The sequence below is a fragment of the Amylibacter sp. IMCC11727 genome (assembly GCF_029854195.1).
Taxonomy (GTDB): domain Bacteria; phylum Pseudomonadota; class Alphaproteobacteria; order Rhodobacterales; family Rhodobacteraceae; genus Amylibacter.
On sequence record NZ_CP122960.1, the window covers coordinates 1,551,370 to 1,571,419 of the forward strand.

Sequence of the window (20,050 nt, forward strand, 5' to 3'; positions counted from 1 at the left end):
CAAAGTGGCGGTGCGGGCGGCGAAAAAGTCGTCCACTTTTTGCCTGAACTGTCTGAGCAGGGAGGGCTGGAGGATTTACACCGTGGAAGTCTATTTGCAGGTGCGCCGCGCGCATTTTGATGAGGGGCGCAGTCAGCGCTCGATTGCTCGGGATTTTGGTTTGGCGCGTGGCACAGTGAGGAAGATGTGCGCCTATCCTGTGCCGCCGGGCTATCAGCGCGTTCAGGATATTCGGCGCCCCAAGCTTGACGGTTTCACCGACAAGATCGATCAGTGGCTTCTTGAAGATCTGGATCGCCCGAAGAAGCAGCGCCATACGGTGAAGCGGATCCATGAGCGTCTTCGCGAAGAAGAAGGGTTCACGGGCGGGTATACGACGGTGAAGGACTACGTTCGCGCGCACCGCCGTGTCTCGCGTGAGATGTTCATTCCGCTGTCGCACCCGCCGGGTCATGGTCAAGCTGATTTTGGCGAAGCGGTTGCGGTGATCGGCGGGGTCGAGCAGAAGCTGCACTTCTTTGCCTTTGATCTGCCCCATAGCGATGCCTGCTACATCCGGGCCTATCCTGCGGCCACGTCGGAGGCTTGGATGGACGGACACGTTCATGCCTTTGCGTTCTTCGGCGCGGTGCCGCTGTCGGTGGTTTACGACAATGACAGCTGCCTGGTTGCGAAGATCGAGGCGGATGGCCGCCGTCGCCGGACACAGATGTTCACCGAGATGCTGTCGCATTACCTGTTTGACGACCGTTACGGCCGTCCGGGCAAGGGCAATGACAAGGGGAATGTGGAAGGCCTGGTTGGCTGGTCGCGGCGCAACATGATGGTGCCGCTGCCGGAGTTCCCTGACATCGAGAGCTTCAACGTGTGGCTGGAAGAGCAATGCCGCAAGCGGCAGTCGGCCATCCTGCATGGGCACACGGAGACCATTGACGAACGGCTGCAACGCGACCTTGCGGCAATGCGGTCCTTGCCATCCGCACCCTATGAGGCCTGTGCCAAGGCCACCGGTCGCGTGAGTTCACAATCCCTGGTGCGCTATAAGACGAATGACTACTCGGTGCCCAGCACCTACGGCTTCCGGGATGTGACGATCCGGGCCTTTGTGGATGTGGTTGAGATCGGCTGTGGCGGCGCGATCATCGCGCGCCATCCTCGTTGCTATGAACGCGAGCAAATGGTCTTCAACCCGGTGCATTATTTTGCCCTGTTGGAGCGCAAGCCCGGCGCGCTGGATCAAGCTGCGCCCCTGGCCAATTGGGAGATGCCAGAGGAACTGCAAACCCTGCGCCGCCTGATGGAAGCGCGCCAAGCCCGGCAGGGACGGCGGGAGTTTGTTCAGGTTCTGCGGCTCTTGGAAAGCTTTGAGCTTCCGGTTCTGTGCGCGGCGGTACGCGTGGCGTTGCAAAAGCGGGCCATAGCCTTTGATGCGATCAAACATCTTGCACTGTGTCAGGTCGAGCGCCGACCCGCCCGGCTTGATCTGTCGCTCTACCCCTATCTTCCGAGAGCGGAGGTCTCGACGACCAAGCCGTCCAGCTACATGGCGCTCCTGTCGGAGGGCGCGGTATGAACGATACCCCCGATATCCTGCTGGGCCATCACCTCAAGAAGCTCAAGCTGCCCACCATTTTGCGTGAGTATGAGAAGGTGGCTCGCCAATGCGCTGCCGAAGGGTTGGATCATATCCAGTTCTTGCTCCGCCTGATCGAACAGGAACTGATCGACCGCGAGCGGCGCATGGTGGAGCGCCGGATCAAAGCCGCAAAGTTCCCCGCGCCGAAGAACCTGGACAGCTTCGACTTCAAGGCAATCCCGGCTCTCAACAAGGTGCAGGTGCTGGACCTGGCCCGCTGCGGCTGGATCGAGCGCCGGGAGAATGTCATTGCTCTGGGACCCTCTGGTACGGGCAAAACCCATGTCGCCCTCGGTCTTGGACTGGCGGCCTGCCAAAAGGGATTGCCCGTGCGCTTCATCACCGCCGCCGCGCTCGTGCACGAACTGATCGAAGCACGCGACGAGAAACGCCTCCTGCGTCTGCAAAAACAGATGTTGGCCCCAAAGCTGCTGATCATCGACGAACTGGGCTTCGTGCCCCTCAGCAAAACCGGCGCGGAACTGCTCTTCGAGCTGATCTCGCAGCGCTATGAGCGATCCTCGACCCTGATCACCAGCAATCTGCCCTTTGAGGAATGGACCGAGACCTTCGGCTCAGAACGCCTCACCGGCGCGCTACTCGACAGACTGACCCACCATGTCTCCATCCTGGAGATGAATGGCGAAAGCTACCGCCTCGCACAGAGCCGGAAAACCACCAAAAAATCCTGAAAAGAAATTGCCCCTGACGGGGCAATGCGCTCGGGAACCCGCTTGCTTTGTGACGAGCCGCTGGTTCCCGGGCGCACGCCCAATCCCAGCCCTCTCACTACACCCCGAATGGCTCACTTTTACGCCGCCCTACTGGCCCAGTTTTGCTCCGCCCTTGACACGCAACGAGCACAGAACACATCGCCACCAAGCCAAAACCTGATTTTTTCTTTCTACATTGAGCCAACATCATCAATCCTCACACCGATTTGTTGGCTCAGATTTAAGTGATGTGTTTTGCATAATCAGGTTTGCAAAGGGTCAGTTAGCCTCGAAATTGATTAGAGGTCTTGTCCTTTCGTATAGGATGCATCCTAGCCAATCGTTTTTGTTTTTTGCTTTTGCCCCGAGTCTTGCAACTTAATGGGCAGGCAAGAGCAAATGCTTCATTGCGTCGCCAACTTGAACAGATAGCAGGTGGTAAAATTGTGGCTGAAACAACTCCTACGGTGGCCACTACGGGAGCTCATCAGGTCAGAGATTGGAACGGGCGAACCTAACAAGTGGAAGTTGTAAACGATGGCTTTGTTATGGACGGGAAGCCCCGGAAGTCTTTGTCCGCCATCGCTGAACACATCACAGGGACGAACTGGTCAGGCCCTAGGTTCTTCGGATTAACGAATACGGGGGCTGAGCGCTGATAATGAACAAGATCCGCTGCGCAAACGTGGCGTGGAAACCAAAATAATAATAGTGGATGCACCCAAAGGAATTGATGAAGCCCTCATCCAAAACACTGCCAAAGCAGACTCAAGGTATGGCTTGGTCAAACAAGGCCAAACGTTCAAACAGGTTGCTCGATCTCAGAATACCTCATCCAACCGCATTCAAAAGATGATCGGCCTAGCATGCCTTGCGCCTGACGTTCTGCGACAAGTGATGGAGGGCAAACATCCGCTTGGCTTCACATCTGATTGGGCGATGCGTTGCGCTATTCCGTCGGATTGGACAGAGCTACGCGCGCTCTTCGCGACTCTCTAAATATCGTCAAACACGTACCATGGACCGCCGAAATGGCGTTCTGAGAATTTGCAGTAATTAGGCAGGGAATAGGGGACACATTGCGGTTTCAGCAATAAAATTCTTCGCACAATCTTCTGATAACAAGCAGTTAACTTGCGTGTACTCAGCACCATCTCGATTTCTGAAAGTGTTTGGCTGGGACGGTAGGATTCGAACCTACAATCTGCGCTACCAAAAAGCGTTGCCCTGCCATTAGGCCACGTCCCAACTGACGGTGTATTTAGCGATCCATTTCTGATGCTGCAAGTCAAAAATAGCACAAAATTCGGTTGTCATTAAAGCCAACCAACCCTATGCCCGAATTATGAAGCATTGGGACGTTTGTATCATCGGGGCAGGGGCCGCTGGCTTGATGTGCGCCATCGAATCGGGCCGTCGCGGCCGCAGTGTTCTGCTGCTTGATCATTCGGCCAAGCCTGCCGAAAAAATCCGCATCTCGGGCGGTGGCCGCTGCAACTTTACAAACCTCGACATTCAGCCAGATCGATTTTTGTCGCAAAACCCCCATTTCGCTAAATCCGCACTAAAACGCTACACGCAGTATGATTTCATCGACATGGTGGCTCAACACGGCATCCCGTATCACGAAAAAACACTGGGCCAATTGTTTTGCGATACCTCCGCCAAAGACATTATCACCATGTTATTGACCGAGGCCCGTCAGGCGGGCGTTGAAATTCGCATGAACACGGGCGTTGATACCATCGAAAAATCCGACCGCTTCCAACTGTCTCTGCCAAACGGCTCGATCACTGCAGATGCGCTTGTGATTGCAACAGGGGGCAAATCCATTCCCAAAATGGGCGCAACTGGCTGGGGCTATCACATCGCCACACAATTTGGTCTGCCGTTGATAGAAACCCGCCCCGCGCTCGTGCCCCTTACATTCGCAGAACAAGACCTCGAAAAAACCAAACCCCTCTCAGGGATTAGTGTGACAGCATCTGTGCGCAACACAGATGCCAGCTTTGATGAAGGCCTCTTGTTCACCCATCGCGGTCTGTCTGGCCCCTCTATCCTGCAAATCTCGTCCTATTGGCGCGAAGGGCAGGGGATCGGGGTCAACCTCGCCACAGGTCAAGACACATTCGCCACGCTAAAATCCCAACGCCAAACCGCTGGGCGTGGCTCCATTGCCAAAGCATTGTCCCAAATTGTCCCCGCCCGCCTTGCGGATCAGATCGCACAGGATGTGGCTCTCAAGGGCAATCTGGCGGATCAATCAGACAAAGCCCTACAAACCCTGCACGACCGCGTCCATGACTGGCAGATCAAACCTGTCGGTTCCGAAGGCTACCGCACGGCAGAGGTCACACTCGGCGGCGTTGATACAAACGCGCTCGACGCGAAAACCATGATGGCAAAAACTGTGCCTGGCTTGTTTTTCATCGGCGAAGTGGTGGATGTCACAGGCTGGCTCGGCGGCTACAATTTTCAATGGGCCTGGTCATCAGGGTGGGCCGCTGGTCAAGCCGTTTGATTATTCCTCAGGTGCGGCCTCTGTCAGCAAATCCTCGTTGCTCAGCGCATTGCGCTCTTCTTCGATGATGTGATCCAGCGCCTCATCCGCTTTCACATCCTCCAAAACAACCGCTTCCTTCTTCGGCTTTTTCTTCTTTTTCACCGATTTCGTTTCGATCGCCCCCTGCGTGGCCAACCGATACGTGGGCTCTGGCATCTCTACCCCAGCCTGTTCCAGCGCCAATTTCACCGCTTCAATTGCTTGCCCCTTGGCCAGTGCCAATGACGTGTCACGCTGGTTCACCCAGCCCGCGCAACGCAGGGTAATGGTGCTATCTCCTAACCCCTGAACCCATGCGTTGGCTGCTGGCGTGTCAATCACAAATGGGAGGTCATTAAGCGCGTTCAAGGCCACTTCGCGCGCTGACGTTAGGTCAGTATCTCCTGCCACTCCAAAATCAATCAGAAACCGCCGCTCCGCATTGCGCGTGTAATTCACGATACGGCTTTTGAACACGGTCGAATTAGGAATGCGTATGTGGTTGCCATCAAAAGACAAAAGGATCGTCGCGCGGCTTGTCAGGCGGATAACCATGCCTTCATCCCCGTTGATTTCAATGCTGTCATTGGGGCGAAATGGCTGACGAATGGACAGCATGATAGAGGCGATAAAATTCTCCACCGTGTCGCGCACCGCAAAACCAATGGCCAAACCGATAATCCCCGCAGCCCCCAGAATGGTCGATAGCAGCGCCGTCGCGTTCAGGATATCCAGCGCGACAACCAAACCCGCGATGATAAAGCCAAGGCGCAAGATCTGGCGGTAAATGTCCGCAATAAACATGTTGGGTGCGATACGATCCCAAGGCTGTTTGAACCGTGTTATTAAGAACCCAAACGCCGCAACCAATGCAAAAGCAGCAAAGGCCACCAACAACAGCGGCAAATAGGCGATCATACGTGCCATTCGGTCCACAAACCGATCCATCAACGGATCGAGCCGCTCCACCAAATCCGTGCTTTCCGTGACTTGGTTTTCCACCGCAACAACACCTTCGACGCGGCCAACCAACCCTTCTAATTCGGGGATAGAAGCCGCATTCAATGTGGTCCCGCGCAGCACAACGATGCCATTGCTCACGGTTACAGTGACATCTTTGTAATCTTCCAGCTCTTCCAAAATCTCACGAATACGCACCGCAATCGCCGCATCATTTTCGGCGCTATCTTCCACAGATATTTTGCTGGTGGGCTGGTCCGTTTCGGTTTGCGCCGCCATAGGTAGGGCGAAAACGCACAGCAAACTCAGGATCAAAAAGAAACGCATCGTGGCCTCAAAAAATCAAATTACGCGCCAAACTCGCCCGAATGCGGGGGCAGAGTCAAACGCGCATCTGTTTCTTCAGAGCCAAAATATCCTGGGGGCAAGGGGCGAAGCCCCAAATGCCATCAGATCGTCTGGTCGTAGTCGCCCACAGCGTCCTCGGTGCGAATAACCGCATCCACATCGGCAAAGATCGCCCGCATTTCCGCATCGCTTTCAGGGCTCTCACACACGACAACCAAATTCGGTGTGTTCGATGATGCACGCACCAATCCCCAGCCTCCGTTATCGAGCATCACACGCGCCCCGTTCACGGTCACAACATCTGTGATTTTGCGTCCGCCGAGGCTGCCGCCGTCTTTGCCAAGCTGAACCAGTTTTTCAACCAGCCGTTCCAGCACATCATATTTTTCCAAGTCAGAACAATAAGGTGACATGGTCGGTGTGGCATAGGTCACGGGCAGTGCTTTGCGCAAATCTGCCATCGACATGTCGGGATTACGATCAAGCAGTTTACACATCTCAACCGCAACGCGCATGCCGCAATCATATCCACGGCCTACAGGCTCGGCCAAGAAATAGTGGCCGGACTTTTCAAACCCTGCCAGCGCACCCAATTCATGAACGCGGCGTTTCATATGCGAATGCCCCGTCTTCCAGTAATCTGCCTTTGCACCCAATCGCTTTAGCTCTGGGTCACTTGCAAACAGGCCTGTGGATTTCACATCCGCCACAAAGGTTGAATTTGGGTACAGCTTTGACAAATCTCGCGCCATGATGACACCGACTTTATCTGCGAAAATCTCTTCGCCTTCATTGTCGACAACGCCGCACCGATCCCCATCCCCATCAAACCCCAGCGCCAAATCCGCGCCGCTGTTTTTTACAGATGCAGACATATCATGCAGCATTTCCATGGCTTCAGGGTTCGGATTGTAATTCGGGAAGGTGTAATCCAACTGGTTATGGCTTGGCACGACCTCAACACCAATCCGCTCCAAAATTTCGGGAGCAAAGGCGCTCGCGGTGCCATTCCCTGTGGCGCACACAACGCGCAGTTTGCGCGACATTTTGAAATCACCACATAAATCGTCGATATAGGCCTCACGCACACCTTCAACGAACTCATAGCCTCCGCCTGAACGGGCCACTTGTTCTCCGTTCAAGACGATATCGCGCAACCGTCCCATTTCATCTGGGCCATGGGTCAATGGGCGCTGAAAGCCCATCTTTACACCTGTCCACCCATTTGGATTGTGGCTGGCTGTCACCATAGCCACAGCAGGGGCATCCAGATGAAACTGCGAAAAATACGCCATAGGCGATAGGGCAGGGCCGATGTCTTTCACATGAATACCTGCCTGCATCAGGCCTAGCATCAACGCGTTCTTCACCGTCAGCGAATATTCGCGGTAATCGTTGCCAACGGCAATCACAGGCTCAATGCCTGCCTCGTGCATCTGCGTGCCAAGCCCCATGCCAAGCGCTGTAATGCCCGGCAGGTTGATATCATCGGGATATTTCCAACGGGCATCATACTCACGAAACCCCGTTGGTGTAATCATTGCATCGCGCAGAAATTCCCACGTGTTCTGTGACACGCTTGCGGCTGGTTTCGTCATTATTTTACTCCGGTCTACAACTTTACAAAACGATGGGGTTGGCCTTGGCCAACTGATCAATTTTCATCAGTGTTTCAATCAGCTCTGCCATGTTTTCCAAACGGATCATGTTGGGTCCATCACAGGGGGCATTGTCTGGGTCTTGGTGGGTTTCCGTAAACACTGCACCCACGCCCACGGCCACCGCCGCGCGGGCCAAAACGGGCGCATATTCGCGCTGTCCACCAGAGGCGCTTCCCAAACCACCTGGTTGTGCCACAGCATGGGTCGCATCCATCACAACGGGATATCCCGTCTTCGCCATTTCAGGCAGGGATTGCATATCCACAACCAAACGGTTGTACCCAAAACTCGCGCCACGCTCTGTCAGCAAAATGCGTTTGTTGCCTGTGCTTTCGATCTTCGCGACAACATTTGGCATGTCCCATGGGGCCAAAAACTGCCCTTTTTTAACGTTAATCGCAGCACCGGTTTTCCCTGCGGCCAACAACAAAGACGTTTGCCGACACAAAAATGCAGGAATCTGCATCACATCCACTGCATCTGCCACGGGGTCACATTGTTCTTTTTCGTGAATGTCCGTCAAAACGGGCACACCAATGGTGTCGCGCACACCTTGCAGAACCTTCAACCCCGCATCCAAACCCAAGGCAGGTTTCGCATTCAACGATGTGCGGTTGGCTTTATCAAAGGATCCTTTGAAAATGTAACCCGCACCAACTGCGGCGCAGGCCTCTTTCAAGGTCCCCGCAATCATCTGCGCGTGATCCGCACTTTCCAACTGGCATGGCCCAGCGATAAGCGTCAGCGGCTGATCATTGCCAACAGTGATGTTTCCGATGTCGAAGTTATGCATGTTATGTCGTTACCTGTTCTCGAAGGATGCTCACTCTCAAAGACAGCATAAGGTAGATGCCTGCAAAAATCACAATTGCAAGAAGCGTGTTCTCAAAAGATCGCGGATAGGTCGCTTTATCTGGGGTCACTGGGCTCACACCCATGGAAATATACCGCGTCTGACGTTGCGCTTCGACCCGTGCGCTTTCGAGGTTTTGCAACGCCGTGGCAACCAATTGCTGGCGCACCAACAATTTGCCTTCTGCTTTGCGCAGATCGGCGTTGATTTGAATGATCGATTCACCCGTGCTTGTGGCTTGCGAAATCTTCGCCCGTTGTTCTTGGATTTTGCCTTTCAACAGCTCAATATCGCTCTCCAGAACACTCACTTTGGTGCGGTTGGGGCGCGTGTTGTTCAATAAACGGCTCAGTTCAAGCTCTTTTTCAGTGATCTGCGTCTCAAGCGAGCTGATCTGCGCCGAAATAATCGCGTTTTCGCCTTCCGCACTCAGCGTTTCACTTTTGGTTTGCAGCTCGGCCACCTCGTCAAACGCTTCTTCCATCTTCACTTCAGCGGAATCGTAAATCTCTTGCGCGCCTTTCATTTGGTCATTGCGCAAACGTTCTGTCAGCTGATCCACCCGTTCTTCAGCATAGGCGATCAACGTGGCCGACAACTTTTGCGATGATTCAGGCGAAGGCGTAATTACCTCCATCTTGATCACACCTTCTGTGGGATCAAACCCGATAATTACCCGTTTTTTATAGATTTTATAGGCTTCTTCATTCGTGGCTTCTGGATCCAAGCGTTGCAAGACATCCACATTTTCATCTTGGAACAGATCGCGAAAGCCCGGACCCTCATCCAACCGCAACATCGCATCTCGCGATGTCAGATAACCCTGTACGGTGATGCTGTCTGTAACCGTTTCCAAAGGCGAGCCTGAGAACAAACCAGCCGCCCCGGCAGCACCAGGCGCATCTGCGCTTTGGATCACAAACTCGGAATAGGTCGCGTACATCGGTGTCGCAACCTTGTAAAAATAATAACCAGCTATCAGGCTAGGCAGCATGACGTAACAGGCCAGCTTAACCATCAAAATGGCAAGGCGACGCCGCCGCCGCTTTACCAAACCCCGTTGGATTTTGCGCACTTCACGTTCGCGGCTGTCGTCGTCAATCACTTGGGGTTTGTGATCGGACACTGGATTTTTGCGTACCGTTGCGGGCAGGGCCGCATTCGCACTCGGTTCCTGCCCTTCAGCAGGGACGGGGGCCAGCACACTGCCGATTTCCTGTTTGGCAAACGGGTCAATGCCCTGACGGCGTAACAAACGCACCGCATCTAAATCAGATGTTGGCGACAGATTGTGTCGCTGCGCCATGCGCCGTGCAATGCGCAATTGCCGCCCTGTCAGGTTTTCTTGCTTGATCAGCTCGATTTCTTCACGCGGTGTCAGTTGTGGCTGCTCAGGGGCCGTTTGTTGCGCCTTTGCCTTTGGTTCACCTTCAGCTGCGGCACGGCGCGGTTGTGGCTGTGCCTGCTGCGTTGCGTCTGGTTGCGCCGCATCACCAGCGGCTTGGCCGCCGCCACGTAAAATCCGAAGGGTCTTATTGCTATTGGGCATAATTATAAACCTGCTTCGCCTCTTCTAATGTGTCGTACATGGTCAAGCGTCCATTGCGCAGCACCGCTGCGGAATGGCAAAACTTTTCCAGAATGTCGGTTTGGTGGGAAACAATCACCACCGTTGAACTTTTCAGCCGCTCGCGCAAAACCGAACCTGCTTTGCGATTGAACTCTGCATCTGTGGATTGCGGCATACCTTCGTCGATCAGGTAAATATCAAACTCCAGCGCCAACAGCATCGCCAACATAAACCGCGCCTTCATCCCACGCGAATAAGTGGCGATGGGCATCTCAAAGTACTCGTCCAGCCCACAGATATAACGACAGAAACTTTCCACGTAGTCAGGATCAAGCCCATAAAGCCGCGCAATATAACGCGAATTTTCAACCGCATTCAGCTTCGGGAGCACCCCACCCATATAGCCAAGCGGGAAAGATATCCGCGCTGTGCGTACAATTTCGCCCTCATCAGGCTTTTCCAAACCTGACATCATATTGATCAACGTTGTCTTACCAGTGCCGTTTGGCGCAAGGATACCAACCGATCCACCAACGTTAATACGAAACGACGCCTGATCCAAAATGACCTTGCGCTGGGTGCCCGTCCAAAAGGACTTACTCACGTTTCTAAACTCAATCATCGGGGATGCCTCTGATATCCTCAAATTGCGGCGCTTTTTGCGCTTCTGCTGGCACGGGTCTGCTCATGTGCCTCTTTCCCGCTAATATGCGCCTCAGTTGGTCGGAATTGCAATAAAATATGGTTAACGAATTCGATATATCACCCCTAGCGTTGCAAAAACGGCATGGCTTTGCCGAAATTTGCGATGGGCAGAGTTCAAAATCCGCGTGCAAAAGCATGAAATTGCGGTTTTCCTAACCATTCCCCGTTGCTATAGTCTTCGCGAACGAAGACTCTAACACTGGGGCCGCCCCTTGCGCACGATCCTGTCAGCACTGACCCTTTTTGCGCTTTGGCTCTTAATGTCGGGCATATACAAACCTTTGGTGGTTTGGCTCGGGCTTGCCAGTGCAATCATCGCAGTCTTGGTGGTACGCCGCATGGACATCGTGGATGGTCACCGCCTGTCGATACCTCTCAAGCCATTGAAATTCATCACCTACTTAGGCTGGTTGATGAAAGAAATCGCCGTATCCAACATCGCCGTGACGAAATTGATCCTCTCACAGAAAATGGGCCTGCGGCAGCACTTATTTCGCGTTCCAAATACGCAACGATCCGAACTGGCTGCCACCGTGTATGCCAATTCCATCACTCTAACGCCTGGCACAATCACCGTCGAAATCGACAGCGAAGCATTCTGGGTTCACGCCGCATCCTTTGATGACGCTACCCATGATGCGCTTGCGGATATGGATGCACGTGTTTCAGCAATCGAAACGGGGCGCAGATAATGTTTTTAACCGCTGCTATCGCCCTTTTTGTGTCCATGGCTTTGTTGCTTGTGCGTCTCTACGCAGGGCCAATCGTGTATGACCGCGTGTTGGCTGCCAATTTGTTTGGCACGCTCACAGTGCTGTTCATCGCGGTACTAGGGTTTCTCACAGGCCGCCCTGATTTCCTTGATATCGCGCTGCTCTATGCGCTGATCAACTTTGTCGGAACCATCGCAATCCTGAAATTCTTCCGCTACCGCGCCCTTGGGGACATTCCGCAGATCGAACGGGGGCGCAAATGACCCTGTTTATCGAAATTCTGTCTTGGGCCTGTATTCTGGGCGGAAGTTTTTTCATGCTGGTGTCAGCCATTGGCATCTTGCGGTTCCCTGATTTCTGGGCGCGGGTCCATGCGGCCTCTGTTGGGGAAAGCGGTGGCATGATCCTTTTGGTGTTCGGAATGTGCCTGCAATCGGGCCTCACGCTAATCACCGTGAAACTCATCGCCATTGGCATCTTTTTGTTCATCACGGGCCCAACCGCCACCCACGCCATTGCCAACGCGGCACTGGTCACGGGCTGGCGCCCTGAAACAGGCGAAGGGCTCACACCCGAAGACGGCGTTCCTTACGCGGATGCAGACACTTCCATAGGGCAGGGCGAATGACTGAAACCCTGATCAATGTCATTCTCTTCACGATGCTCGTGACAACCGCTTTTGCGATCCTGCGCATGCGCCGCTTGTTCGCCGTTGTTATGCTCTCTGGCGTCTTTTCTCTGCTAACGGCGATGCTATTCGTCACGCTTGATGCTGTTGATGTGGCCTTTACCGAAGCCGCCGTAGGCGCAGGCATTTCTACCGTCCTGATGCTCGGCACAATCGCGCTCACATCGCGCGGAACCAAGGCACCCACGCGCTCAAACACGTTGCCGCTGCTACTGGTTTTGCTCACGGGTTCTGTCCTCGTTTACGGCACGCTTGATATGCCGACGTTTGGCGATCCAAATGCCCCTGCGCAAACCCACCTTGCGCCGCATTACCTGAACGAAAGCATTACAGAAATCGACGTTCCGAATGTGGTCACTAGCATTCTGGCCAGCTATCGTGGCTTTGACACTCTTGGCGAAACCGCAGTGGTCTTTGCTGCTGGCATCGGGGTTCTTTTGATCCTGTCGGGCCTGCGCCGTCGTCGCCAAGACGAAGAGGAGGAGGAAAGCTAATGCAACACCACCTCATCCTGCGCGTTGTAACCAAATTGCTGGTCGGGACCATTATCCTCTTTGCATTCTATGTGCAATTCCACGGGGATTTTTCTCCAGGTGGCGGGTTCCAAGCTGGCGTCATCATGGCTGTGGCCTTTATCCTTTATGGGCTCGTTTTCGGCCTTGAAAAAGTGCAAGAAGTCTTTCCCCCATGGCTCGTTCACAAACTGGTGGCGCTCGGTGTGTTGGTCTATGCAGGAACAGGGGTTTGGAACATGGTCTTGGGCTATGAATTCCTGCACTATGGCTCCTTTGATCCTCACCACATGTCCCACGGCCAGCACACAGGCATCATCTGGGTCGAAGCCGGGGTCGGCATCACCGTAACAGGGGTGATGATTGCCATTTATTATGCCTTTGCGGGCCGTCCGCCGCGTCTTGGCGATGATGATTGGTAGGACGCGATGAATACAGAACTCTTCACACTCGAATTTGTGCTTGGCCACGTCAATTATTGGCTGTTCATCGTCCTGATGATGACAGGCTTTTATATCGTCGTGTCCCGCGGCAACTACGTTAAGAAAATCGTCGGCCTCAATATCTTTCAAGTGGCCGTTTTCATGCTCTACATCTCAATCGGCAAGGTCTCGGGTGGCACTGCGCCAATCTTCCCGACCAACAGCCAAGGCAAGATCAAAGTGGATCCAGAAATCGTCTACTCCAATCCATTGCCACATGTGCTGATCCTCACCGCGATTGTCGTGGGCGTGGCCACCACATCGCTCGGCCTTGCGCTGATTGTGCGCATCCGCGAAGAATACGACACCATCGAAGAAGACGATATCTTGGACATCGAAGCGGCCATGGCCACTGCCGAAAACGAAGAGCACGGCTCCGCAATGGGAGGCCGCGCATAATGGCCAGCGCAGCAGAGGTTCACCACACAGCGCTTACGCTCAAGGATCACTTGCCCATCCTGCAAGTGCTCATCCCCTTTTGCACGGCCCCCTTGATCGTGTTTTTTGGTGCAAGATCATTGGCTTGGCCCATGGCCTTCATCGCATCTGTGCTGTCACTTGTGATCGCAACGATGTTGCTGATCCAAGTCTCTGATGGCAGCCAAATCAGCTATCATTTGGGCGGGTGGGCGCCACCTGTCGGTATCGAATACCGTGTGGATGCAGCCAACGCCTTTGTTCTGTTTCTGATCGCGGCCACCGCCACAGTGGTGCTTCCGTTTGCGCTCAAATCCGTGGCGCATGAAATTCCACGCAAAAATCACACGCTGTTTTACGCCTGTTTCATGCTCTGCGTCACCGGCCTGATGGGCGTGGTGATTACGGGTGACGCATTCAACGTGTTCGTCTTCCTCGAAATCTCATCCCTGTCCACCTACGTTCTGGTGTCCCAAGGCTCGCACCGCGACAAACGCGCGCTGACGGCGGCCTATGATTACCTGATCATGGGCACCATCGGCGCCACGTTCTTTGTGATTGGTATCGGGCTGTTGTACATGACCACAGGCACGCTCAACATGGCCGATATGGCGGATCGATTGGTCGGGCAGGGTGGCAATCGCACGGTCCAAGCGGCCTTTGCCTTCATCGTTGTTGGAATGGGTCTAAAGGTGGCGATGTACCCGCTGCACCTTTGGTTGCCTGCGGCGTATAATTACGCCCCGTCTGCTGTCACTACATTCCTCGCGGCTACGGCAACGAAAGCAGCGATTTACGTGATCCTGCGCTTCATGTTCACTGTGTTCCAGCCTGATTTCGTGTTCGACACCCAGATCCTTATCTGGATCATCGGCCCGCTTGCACTCCTTGCGATGTTCGCCGCCAGCCTGATTGCGGTGTTTCAGACGAACTTTAAACGGATGCTGGCTTATTCTTCTATCGCCCAAATCGGCTATATGATGCTCGGCGTTGCCATGTTCTCCACGACTGGCCTCACCGCCACGATGGTGCATCTGTTCAACCACGGCATCACCAAGGCGGTTCTTTTTATGGGCGTTGGTGCATTGGTACTGCGTGCTGGCACAACCTTTTACGACCGCATCGCGGGCATGGGCCGCGTGATGCCGCTTACAGGCGCTGCAATCGTCGTAGGTGGGTTGTCCCTCATCGGTGTTCCAGGAACCGCTGGCTTCATCTCCAAATGGGTCCTTGTCCAAGCTGCCTTTGAACAAAATCTCTGGTGGCTTGCCTTGATTATCGTTGCCTCATCACTCCTCGCCGTTCTTTACGTTTGGCGCGTCGTCGAAGCACTCTATCTGCAAGCGCCGCATCCAGATGCTACCCATGCAGAAGCCCCGATGCTTATGGTCGTGCCCATGTGGATTGCCGCGCTTGCTTGCCTTTATTTCGGCTTTGACACAGACTTCATCCTTGCTGCGGCGCGCACCGCCGCCGAAGGCCTCATGTCTGGCTCCGCTGGCATGTCCGAAATCTCATCCGCAGCCGCCGCTGCGACAGATCATTAAGGGCAGGGCGCATGGAACTATCAACCCTCATATTTGCCTCGCTGATCCTGCCAACGCTGGCCATGTTCACAAACCTGATCTTTGCGAAACAGGCCAATCTGCGCGACACGATCACCTTTGCTGCTGCCCTTGCAACATTCGCCGCCGTTGTCGCCATCGCCTTGCAGGTGGGGAACGCAACAACACCGCAAATCGCCCTGTTCGAAGTGTTCCCGAATGTTCCGGTGGCCTTCAACGTGGAACCCCTTGGCTTGTTGTTTGCACTCGTCGCTAGCGGCCTCTGGATCGTGACCCACATCTACGCTATCGGCTACATGCGCGGAAACAATGAAAAACATCACGCGCGTTTCTTCGGTTGTTTCGCAGGCGCAATCGCTGCCGCCCTCGGCATCGCGTGGTCGTCAAACATGTTCACGCTGTTCCTCTACTACGAAATTCTAACGATCAGCACCTATCCATTGGTGGTTCACAAAGGCACACCAGAGGCCATCCGCGGCGCGCGCACCTACCTCGGCATCTTGCTCGGCACGTCTATCGCCCTGCAACTCACCGCCGTGATCTGGACCTACGCCGTGGCCAATACGCTCGATTTCCAACTGGGCGGTATCCTGCGCGACAGCACACTCGCTCCCGCACTCGTCCCGGTCTTGCTCGCCCTTTACGCTTTTGGCATCGGCAAGGCTGCCCTCATGCCGTTCCACCGCTGGCTCCCTGCCGCGATGGTTGCCCCCACACCCGTCTCCGCTCTCCTTCACGCCGTAGCGGTCGTTAAAGCGGGCGTCTTTACGATGCTCAAAGTGGGCATCTATATCTTCGGCATCGACTTTCTGTCTGAAACAGGCGCATCCGAATGGCTCATGTGGCTCGCCGCGTACACCATAATCGCGTCGTCCGTCATTGCAATGCAGCAAGACAACCTCAAGAAACGCCTCGCCTATTCCACAGTGTCCCAGCTCAGCTACATCACTCTGGGCATGGCCCTTGCCACACAAATGGGTGCGCTCGGCGGTGGCCTCCACATTGCTATGCACGCCATGGGCAAAATCACACTCTTTATGTGCGCAGGGGCAATTTATGTGGCCACCCACAAAACCGAAATCAGCCAAATGACGGGCTTAGGGCGCACCATGCCCATCACCTTCGCCGCCTTCGGCATCGGCGCGCTCAGCATCATCGGGCTGCCACCGCTCGGTGGGTCATGGTCGAAATGGTATCTGATGGTTGGGGCCGCAGACGCGCAACAACAAATCATGATCGCCGTTTTGATGCTGTCGTCCTTGCTCAACGTGGCTTATCTGCTGCCCGTCATCGGCCGTGGCTTTTATCGCGATGATGACGCCAATCCTTATACGGGCATGCGAGAAGCGCCCCTGTTTTGTTGGCTCCCCCCAGCACTCACCGCTTTTGGTTGCCTCGTCCTGTTCTTCACGGCAGGCCACATTATCGACTTCCTGATGCCCATCACCGGAGGTGGATCATGACCAACCTGCCAAACCCGACTGAAACCCAAGAAACCTACGCAAGACGGCTCGAAAAAGACGGTGAGCGGGAATACACAATCCGCAAAGCGCTGCGCGACCATTTCGACCTTGCCATCGAAGACGTGATTGCCATTTGTGGCGATCTGCCCACGGCACGGAACCGCGAAATCCGCAACCTGCGCACGCGCTTTCCCGATCTAAACGAAAATCGCTTCGCGTGGAAAATCTCTAAAACCCTCACCATTCCCAAAGAAGACGCGCTCACATGGTCCCAAACCATCCTCGCGGCCGAAGGGCAGGGCTGACATGGCACAAACCAAACACGACAGCGACGAATTCGAAATCGTCGAAACGGACCCCGCGAAACTCCCCGCCTTGGGCCGCGCCATGCTGTTTCTCGATAAGAAAAAGAACGTGGACCGCATCGTTTACGGCCTCTACGCCGTCTGCGCACTGCTGGTCATCGCCGACATCGCCTACAAAAAGAAAACCTATTTCTCAATTGAGTACTTCTTCGGCTTTTACGGTTGGTACGGCTTCATCATGTGCGCTCTTTTGGTGGTCTGTGCCAAAGCAATGCGCCGCGTCCTCATGCGCGATGAAACCTACTACGCCCCATACGACGTAGAATCCGAAGACTACCCCGAAGACCAACTGGACAGGAGCAGCATCCATGATTGATGTGGTCCCCCCGTTCATCGTCTACATCCTCGGCGCATTCGTCGTGGCCAACACGCCTGCTGGCGTGTTGCGTTCGGCTGTTCTCTGCTTGATCCCGCTGATCGGCGGTGCGTTGGTCTGGAACCTCGACATCGGCGTCTATGGCCAGATCAACGCCTATGGCCTCGATCTTGTCCTGCTGCGTGTCGATAAACTCTCTATCATCTTCGCGCTGATCTTCTCACTCGCGGGTTTCCTCGCCATGCTCTACGCGTGGCACATCAAGGACACGATCCAACAAGTCGCAGCCCTGTTATACTCAGGCTCCGCCATCGGCGCCGTCTTCGCAGGCGACCTCATCACGCTGTTTGTGTTCTGGGAAGGCACAGCCATCGCCAGCGTTTTCCTGATCTGGGCACGGCGTTCAGAAGGGGCCTATCACACGGGCATGCGCTACCTGATTATGCAGATCGCCTCTGGCGTGATCCTGATTGCAGGCACGGCGCTGCATTACCGCGACACAGGTTCCATCGCGTTCGATCAAATGACCCTCGGCTCGCTTGGTACATGGCTGATTTTCCTCGCCTTCGGCATCAAATGCGCCTTTCCACTGCTGCATAACTGGCTCCAAGACGCATACCCAGCCGCCACCGTCACAGGCACCGTGGTCCTCTCGGCCTTCACCACCAAACTCGCCGTCTACGCCCTCGCGCGCACTTTCCCAGGTACGGAACTCCTGATCTACATCGGCGCGGTGATGACTCTCTTCCCGATCTTCTACGCGGTTATCGAAAACGACCTGCGCCGCGTCCTAGCCTATTCCCTCAACAACCAACTCGGTTTCATGGTCGTCGGCGTCGGCATCGGCACCGAACTCGCGCTCAACGGCACCGCCGCCCACGCCTTCGCACATATCCTTTACAAAGCGCTCCTCTTCATGTCTGTCGGCGCAGTCCTGTTCCGCACAGGCACCGCCAAAGGCTCCGACCTCGGAGGCCTTTACAAAACCATGCCGCTCACCATGATTTTCTGCGTCATTGGCGCGGCTTCGATCTCGGCCTTCCCGCTCTTCTCGGGCTTCGTCTCCAAATCCCTGATCCTGTCCGCCGCAGGCAAGGAACACTACTGGGTCATCTGGGCCATTCTGCTGTTCGCCTCCGCAGGGGTGTTCCACCACTCTGGCATCAAGATCCCGTATTTCGTCTTTTTTGCGCATGACAGCGGCAAGCGCCCGAAAGAGGCCCCGTGGAACATGCTCCTCGCCATGTTCATCACATCCGCGCTGTGTATCGGCATCGGCTCATACCCCGCACCGCTCTACGCGCTGCTGCCGTACGACATCAAATACGAACCCTACACCACCAGCCACGTGATCACCCAGTTGCAACTGCTGTTCTTCTCGGCCCTTGCGTTCACAGTCCTCATGCGCACAGGCATCTACCCGCCAGAACTGCGCTCCGTGAACCTAGACAGCGACTGGACCTACCGCCGCGCCGCGCCTGCGTTTTTGCGCTGGCTCACATGGGCGGTATCCTCGCTCTGGACTGGCGCAAAGGCTCTCGGCCTCAAAGAGTTCTGGCGCATCACCGAAGGCCTCTACAAAACCCACGGCCCCGAAGGCCGCATGGCCCGCGTCTGGCCGACGGGGAGTATGGTGCTGTGGCTGGCGGTGATACTAGCTGCAGCGTTGTTGGTGAATTTTATTTGAGTAATGGCAGTGGACACCAACCAAACCCGCCGCACAATATTCCTTTGAAAGGAGCTGTGTTCATTTCAAAAATTACCGAAGAGGAGGTGTCGTTTTGAAGAAATAGTAACTGATCGCTGTTTTGAGTGGTTAACAAGAGCCCAGAAGATAGTCGTCGAACTAATTTGTATTCAGAAGGCTCGATGTCATCGGCGCCCTTTTGGATTAAAACATCAGGTAAGTTGGAACGGTCCCCAAATCGGATTTTGTGAGCATCGTTATATCCCATAGAAGCGAAAGTTACGATTGTTATGATTAGTAGCCATACGGTCATGAACGTAACCCGGTCCGAATGGGCCAAAGCCGGAAAAATTATGATATTAGCAAAAATCAAAAGGCTGCTTAGCGCCAGTGACATAAACCCTATTTGAGCTGGCAACCCAAACAATAGATATATCGTGGCAGAAAAAAATACTGTGTATTTTATGAGCGTGAATGGGACGTCAGCTAGAATTTTTTTAGGCCTACTCATATCGCTGGGTTGCGCACTTTCTTGCGATGAACCAACCCAAAAACCCAATAGCAATAATGGAATTGCTGGAAGTATCTTTAATGCACTGGCTTCAATAATGTCTGATAGCGTCAAAATTTGGCGCAGTTCGATGTTGAGCGAAAAAAAGTATGCACTTTCATAACAAAGTGCGAAGACAAAACCGAGAACGGGTAAGAGGGGTAGCTCTTTAACAATTTCTTCGGCGGTTGTATCGTTTTTGGTTTGTTCGGTGTTCAATTGGCTTCCATCTTCAAATTATAGTGATTCACAAAAGGTCACCTTACTTACTTTTGCGAGATCTGCAAAACTGTCCAAAAAATAC

Annotated in this window: 20 protein-coding genes, 1 tRNA gene and 1 pseudogene; 15 read left to right on the forward strand and 7 right to left on the reverse strand. The window is 54.4% G+C overall.

Features of this window, described 5'->3' with window-relative positions:
* Positions 1–73: 73 nt before the first annotated feature.
* From istA to QBD29_RS07875, 3 genes and pseudogenes are all read left to right on the forward strand, one after another.
* On the forward strand, positions 74–1,573 hold the full coding sequence (gene istA / locus QBD29_RS07865) for an IS21 family transposase (RefSeq protein ID WP_280100939.1): 1,500 nt from the start codon (positions 74–76) through the stop codon (positions 1,571–1,573).
* Positions 1,570–2,328: an IS21-like element helper ATPase IstB gene (gene istB, locus QBD29_RS07870; RefSeq protein ID WP_280099366.1), complete on the forward strand. Its 759-nt coding sequence runs from the start codon at positions 1,570–1,572 to the stop codon at positions 2,326–2,328. Before istA ends, istB begins: the two co-directional genes overlap by 4 nt.
* A gap of 512 nt (positions 2,329–2,840) precedes the next feature.
* Positions 2,841–3,008, forward strand: a pseudogene (locus QBD29_RS07875) (DUF2924 domain-containing protein); the annotation flags it as partial.
* A gap of 514 nt (positions 3,009–3,522) precedes the next feature.
* Here QBD29_RS07875 and QBD29_RS07880 read toward each other — a convergent pair.
* Positions 3,523–3,597 (reverse strand) — tRNA-Gln (locus QBD29_RS07880).
* A gap of 97 nt (positions 3,598–3,694) precedes the next feature.
* On the opposite strand from QBD29_RS07880, the gene QBD29_RS07885 reads away from it, so the two are divergent.
* On the forward strand, positions 3,695–4,870 hold the full coding sequence (locus tag QBD29_RS07885; protein ID WP_280100751.1) for an NAD(P)/FAD-dependent oxidoreductase: 1,176 nt from the start codon (positions 3,695–3,697) through the stop codon (positions 4,868–4,870).
* Here the strand turns inward: QBD29_RS07885 and QBD29_RS07890 are convergent, their stop codons facing one another.
* The 5 genes from QBD29_RS07890 to QBD29_RS07910 form a co-directional block, all read right to left on the reverse strand.
* Positions 4,871–6,178, reverse strand: coding sequence for a mechanosensitive ion channel family protein (locus QBD29_RS07890; protein ID WP_280100752.1), 1,308 nt, complete (start codon positions 6,176–6,178; stop codon positions 4,871–4,873).
* Positions 6,179–6,300: 122 nt separating this feature from the next.
* Positions 6,301–7,797, reverse strand: coding sequence for a phosphomannomutase/phosphoglucomutase (locus QBD29_RS07895; protein WP_280100753.1), 1,497 nt, complete (start codon positions 7,795–7,797; stop codon positions 6,301–6,303).
* Between the two features lie 22 nt (positions 7,798–7,819).
* Positions 7,820–8,653, reverse strand: a complete 834-nt coding sequence (kdsA, locus tag QBD29_RS07900) for a 3-deoxy-8-phosphooctulonate synthase (protein WP_280100754.1) — start codon at positions 8,651–8,653, stop codon at positions 7,820–7,822.
* 1 nt (position 8,654) lies between these two features.
* A complete protein-coding gene (locus tag QBD29_RS07905; RefSeq protein WP_280100755.1) occupies positions 8,655–10,262 on the reverse strand; it encodes a capsule biosynthesis protein in 1,608 nt (535 codons plus the stop codon).
* Positions 10,252–10,905 (reverse strand): ATP-binding cassette domain-containing protein, encoded by a 654-nt coding sequence (locus QBD29_RS07910; protein WP_280100756.1) that lies wholly within the window; start codon positions 10,903–10,905, stop codon positions 10,252–10,254. The genes QBD29_RS07905 and QBD29_RS07910 overlap by 11 nt, the downstream gene beginning before the upstream one ends.
* A 295-nt stretch (positions 10,906–11,200) precedes the next feature.
* On the opposite strand from QBD29_RS07910, the gene QBD29_RS07915 reads away from it, so the two are divergent.
* Genes QBD29_RS07915 through QBD29_RS07965 form a run of 11 tightly spaced genes read left to right on the forward strand, consistent with a single transcriptional unit; the run spans position 11,201 to position 19,196 of the window.
* The gene (locus QBD29_RS07915) at positions 11,201–11,680 is read left to right on the forward strand and encodes a Na+/H+ antiporter subunit E (protein WP_280100757.1); all 480 of its coding nucleotides are present in this window, start codon (positions 11,201–11,203) and stop codon (positions 11,678–11,680) included.
* A complete protein-coding gene (locus QBD29_RS07920) occupies positions 11,680–11,964 on the forward strand; it encodes a monovalent cation/H+ antiporter complex subunit F (protein ID WP_280100758.1) in 285 nt (94 codons plus the stop codon). The genes QBD29_RS07915 and QBD29_RS07920 overlap by 1 nt, the downstream gene beginning before the upstream one ends.
* On the forward strand, positions 11,961–12,329 hold the full coding sequence (mnhG, locus tag QBD29_RS07925; RefSeq protein ID WP_280100759.1) for a monovalent cation/H(+) antiporter subunit G: 369 nt from the start codon (positions 11,961–11,963) through the stop codon (positions 12,327–12,329). Before QBD29_RS07920 ends, mnhG begins: the two co-directional genes overlap by 4 nt.
* On the forward strand, positions 12,326–12,883 hold the full coding sequence (locus QBD29_RS07930) for a DUF4040 domain-containing protein (protein ID WP_280100760.1): 558 nt from the start codon (positions 12,326–12,328) through the stop codon (positions 12,881–12,883). Before mnhG ends, QBD29_RS07930 begins: the two co-directional genes overlap by 4 nt.
* A complete protein-coding gene (locus tag QBD29_RS07935) occupies positions 12,883–13,323 on the forward strand; it encodes a Na(+)/H(+) antiporter subunit B (protein ID WP_280100761.1) in 441 nt (146 codons plus the stop codon). The genes QBD29_RS07930 and QBD29_RS07935 overlap by 1 nt, the downstream gene beginning before the upstream one ends.
* A 6-nt stretch (positions 13,324–13,329) precedes the next feature.
* On the forward strand, positions 13,330–13,782 hold the full coding sequence (locus QBD29_RS07940; RefSeq protein ID WP_280100762.1) for a cation:proton antiporter subunit C: 453 nt from the start codon (positions 13,330–13,332) through the stop codon (positions 13,780–13,782).
* The gene (locus tag QBD29_RS07945; RefSeq protein WP_280100763.1) at positions 13,782–15,347 is read left to right on the forward strand and encodes a monovalent cation/H+ antiporter subunit D family protein; all 1,566 of its coding nucleotides are present in this window, start codon (positions 13,782–13,784) and stop codon (positions 15,345–15,347) included. The genes QBD29_RS07940 and QBD29_RS07945 overlap by 1 nt, the downstream gene beginning before the upstream one ends.
* Before the next feature lie 11 nt (positions 15,348–15,358).
* The gene (locus tag QBD29_RS07950; RefSeq protein WP_280100764.1) at positions 15,359–16,828 is read left to right on the forward strand and encodes a proton-conducting transporter membrane subunit; all 1,470 of its coding nucleotides are present in this window, start codon (positions 15,359–15,361) and stop codon (positions 16,826–16,828) included.
* Complete coding sequence (locus QBD29_RS07955) at positions 16,825–17,133, forward strand: hypothetical protein (RefSeq protein ID WP_280100765.1); 309 nt, start codon at positions 16,825–16,827, stop codon at positions 17,131–17,133. The genes QBD29_RS07950 and QBD29_RS07955 overlap by 4 nt, the downstream gene beginning before the upstream one ends.
* 1 nt (position 17,134) lies before the next feature.
* Positions 17,135–17,509, forward strand: coding sequence for a hypothetical protein (locus tag QBD29_RS07960; RefSeq protein WP_280100766.1), 375 nt, complete (start codon positions 17,135–17,137; stop codon positions 17,507–17,509).
* Positions 17,502–19,196: a Na(+)/H(+) antiporter subunit D gene (locus QBD29_RS07965; RefSeq protein ID WP_280100767.1), complete on the forward strand. Its 1,695-nt coding sequence runs from the start codon at positions 17,502–17,504 to the stop codon at positions 19,194–19,196. Before QBD29_RS07960 ends, QBD29_RS07965 begins: the two co-directional genes overlap by 8 nt.
* On the opposite strand, the gene QBD29_RS07970 is transcribed toward QBD29_RS07965, so the two are convergent.
* A complete protein-coding gene (locus tag QBD29_RS07970; protein WP_280100768.1) occupies positions 19,189–19,965 on the reverse strand; it encodes a hypothetical protein in 777 nt (258 codons plus the stop codon). The genes QBD29_RS07965 and QBD29_RS07970 overlap by 8 nt on opposite strands.
* Positions 19,966–20,050: the final 85 nt, after the last annotated feature.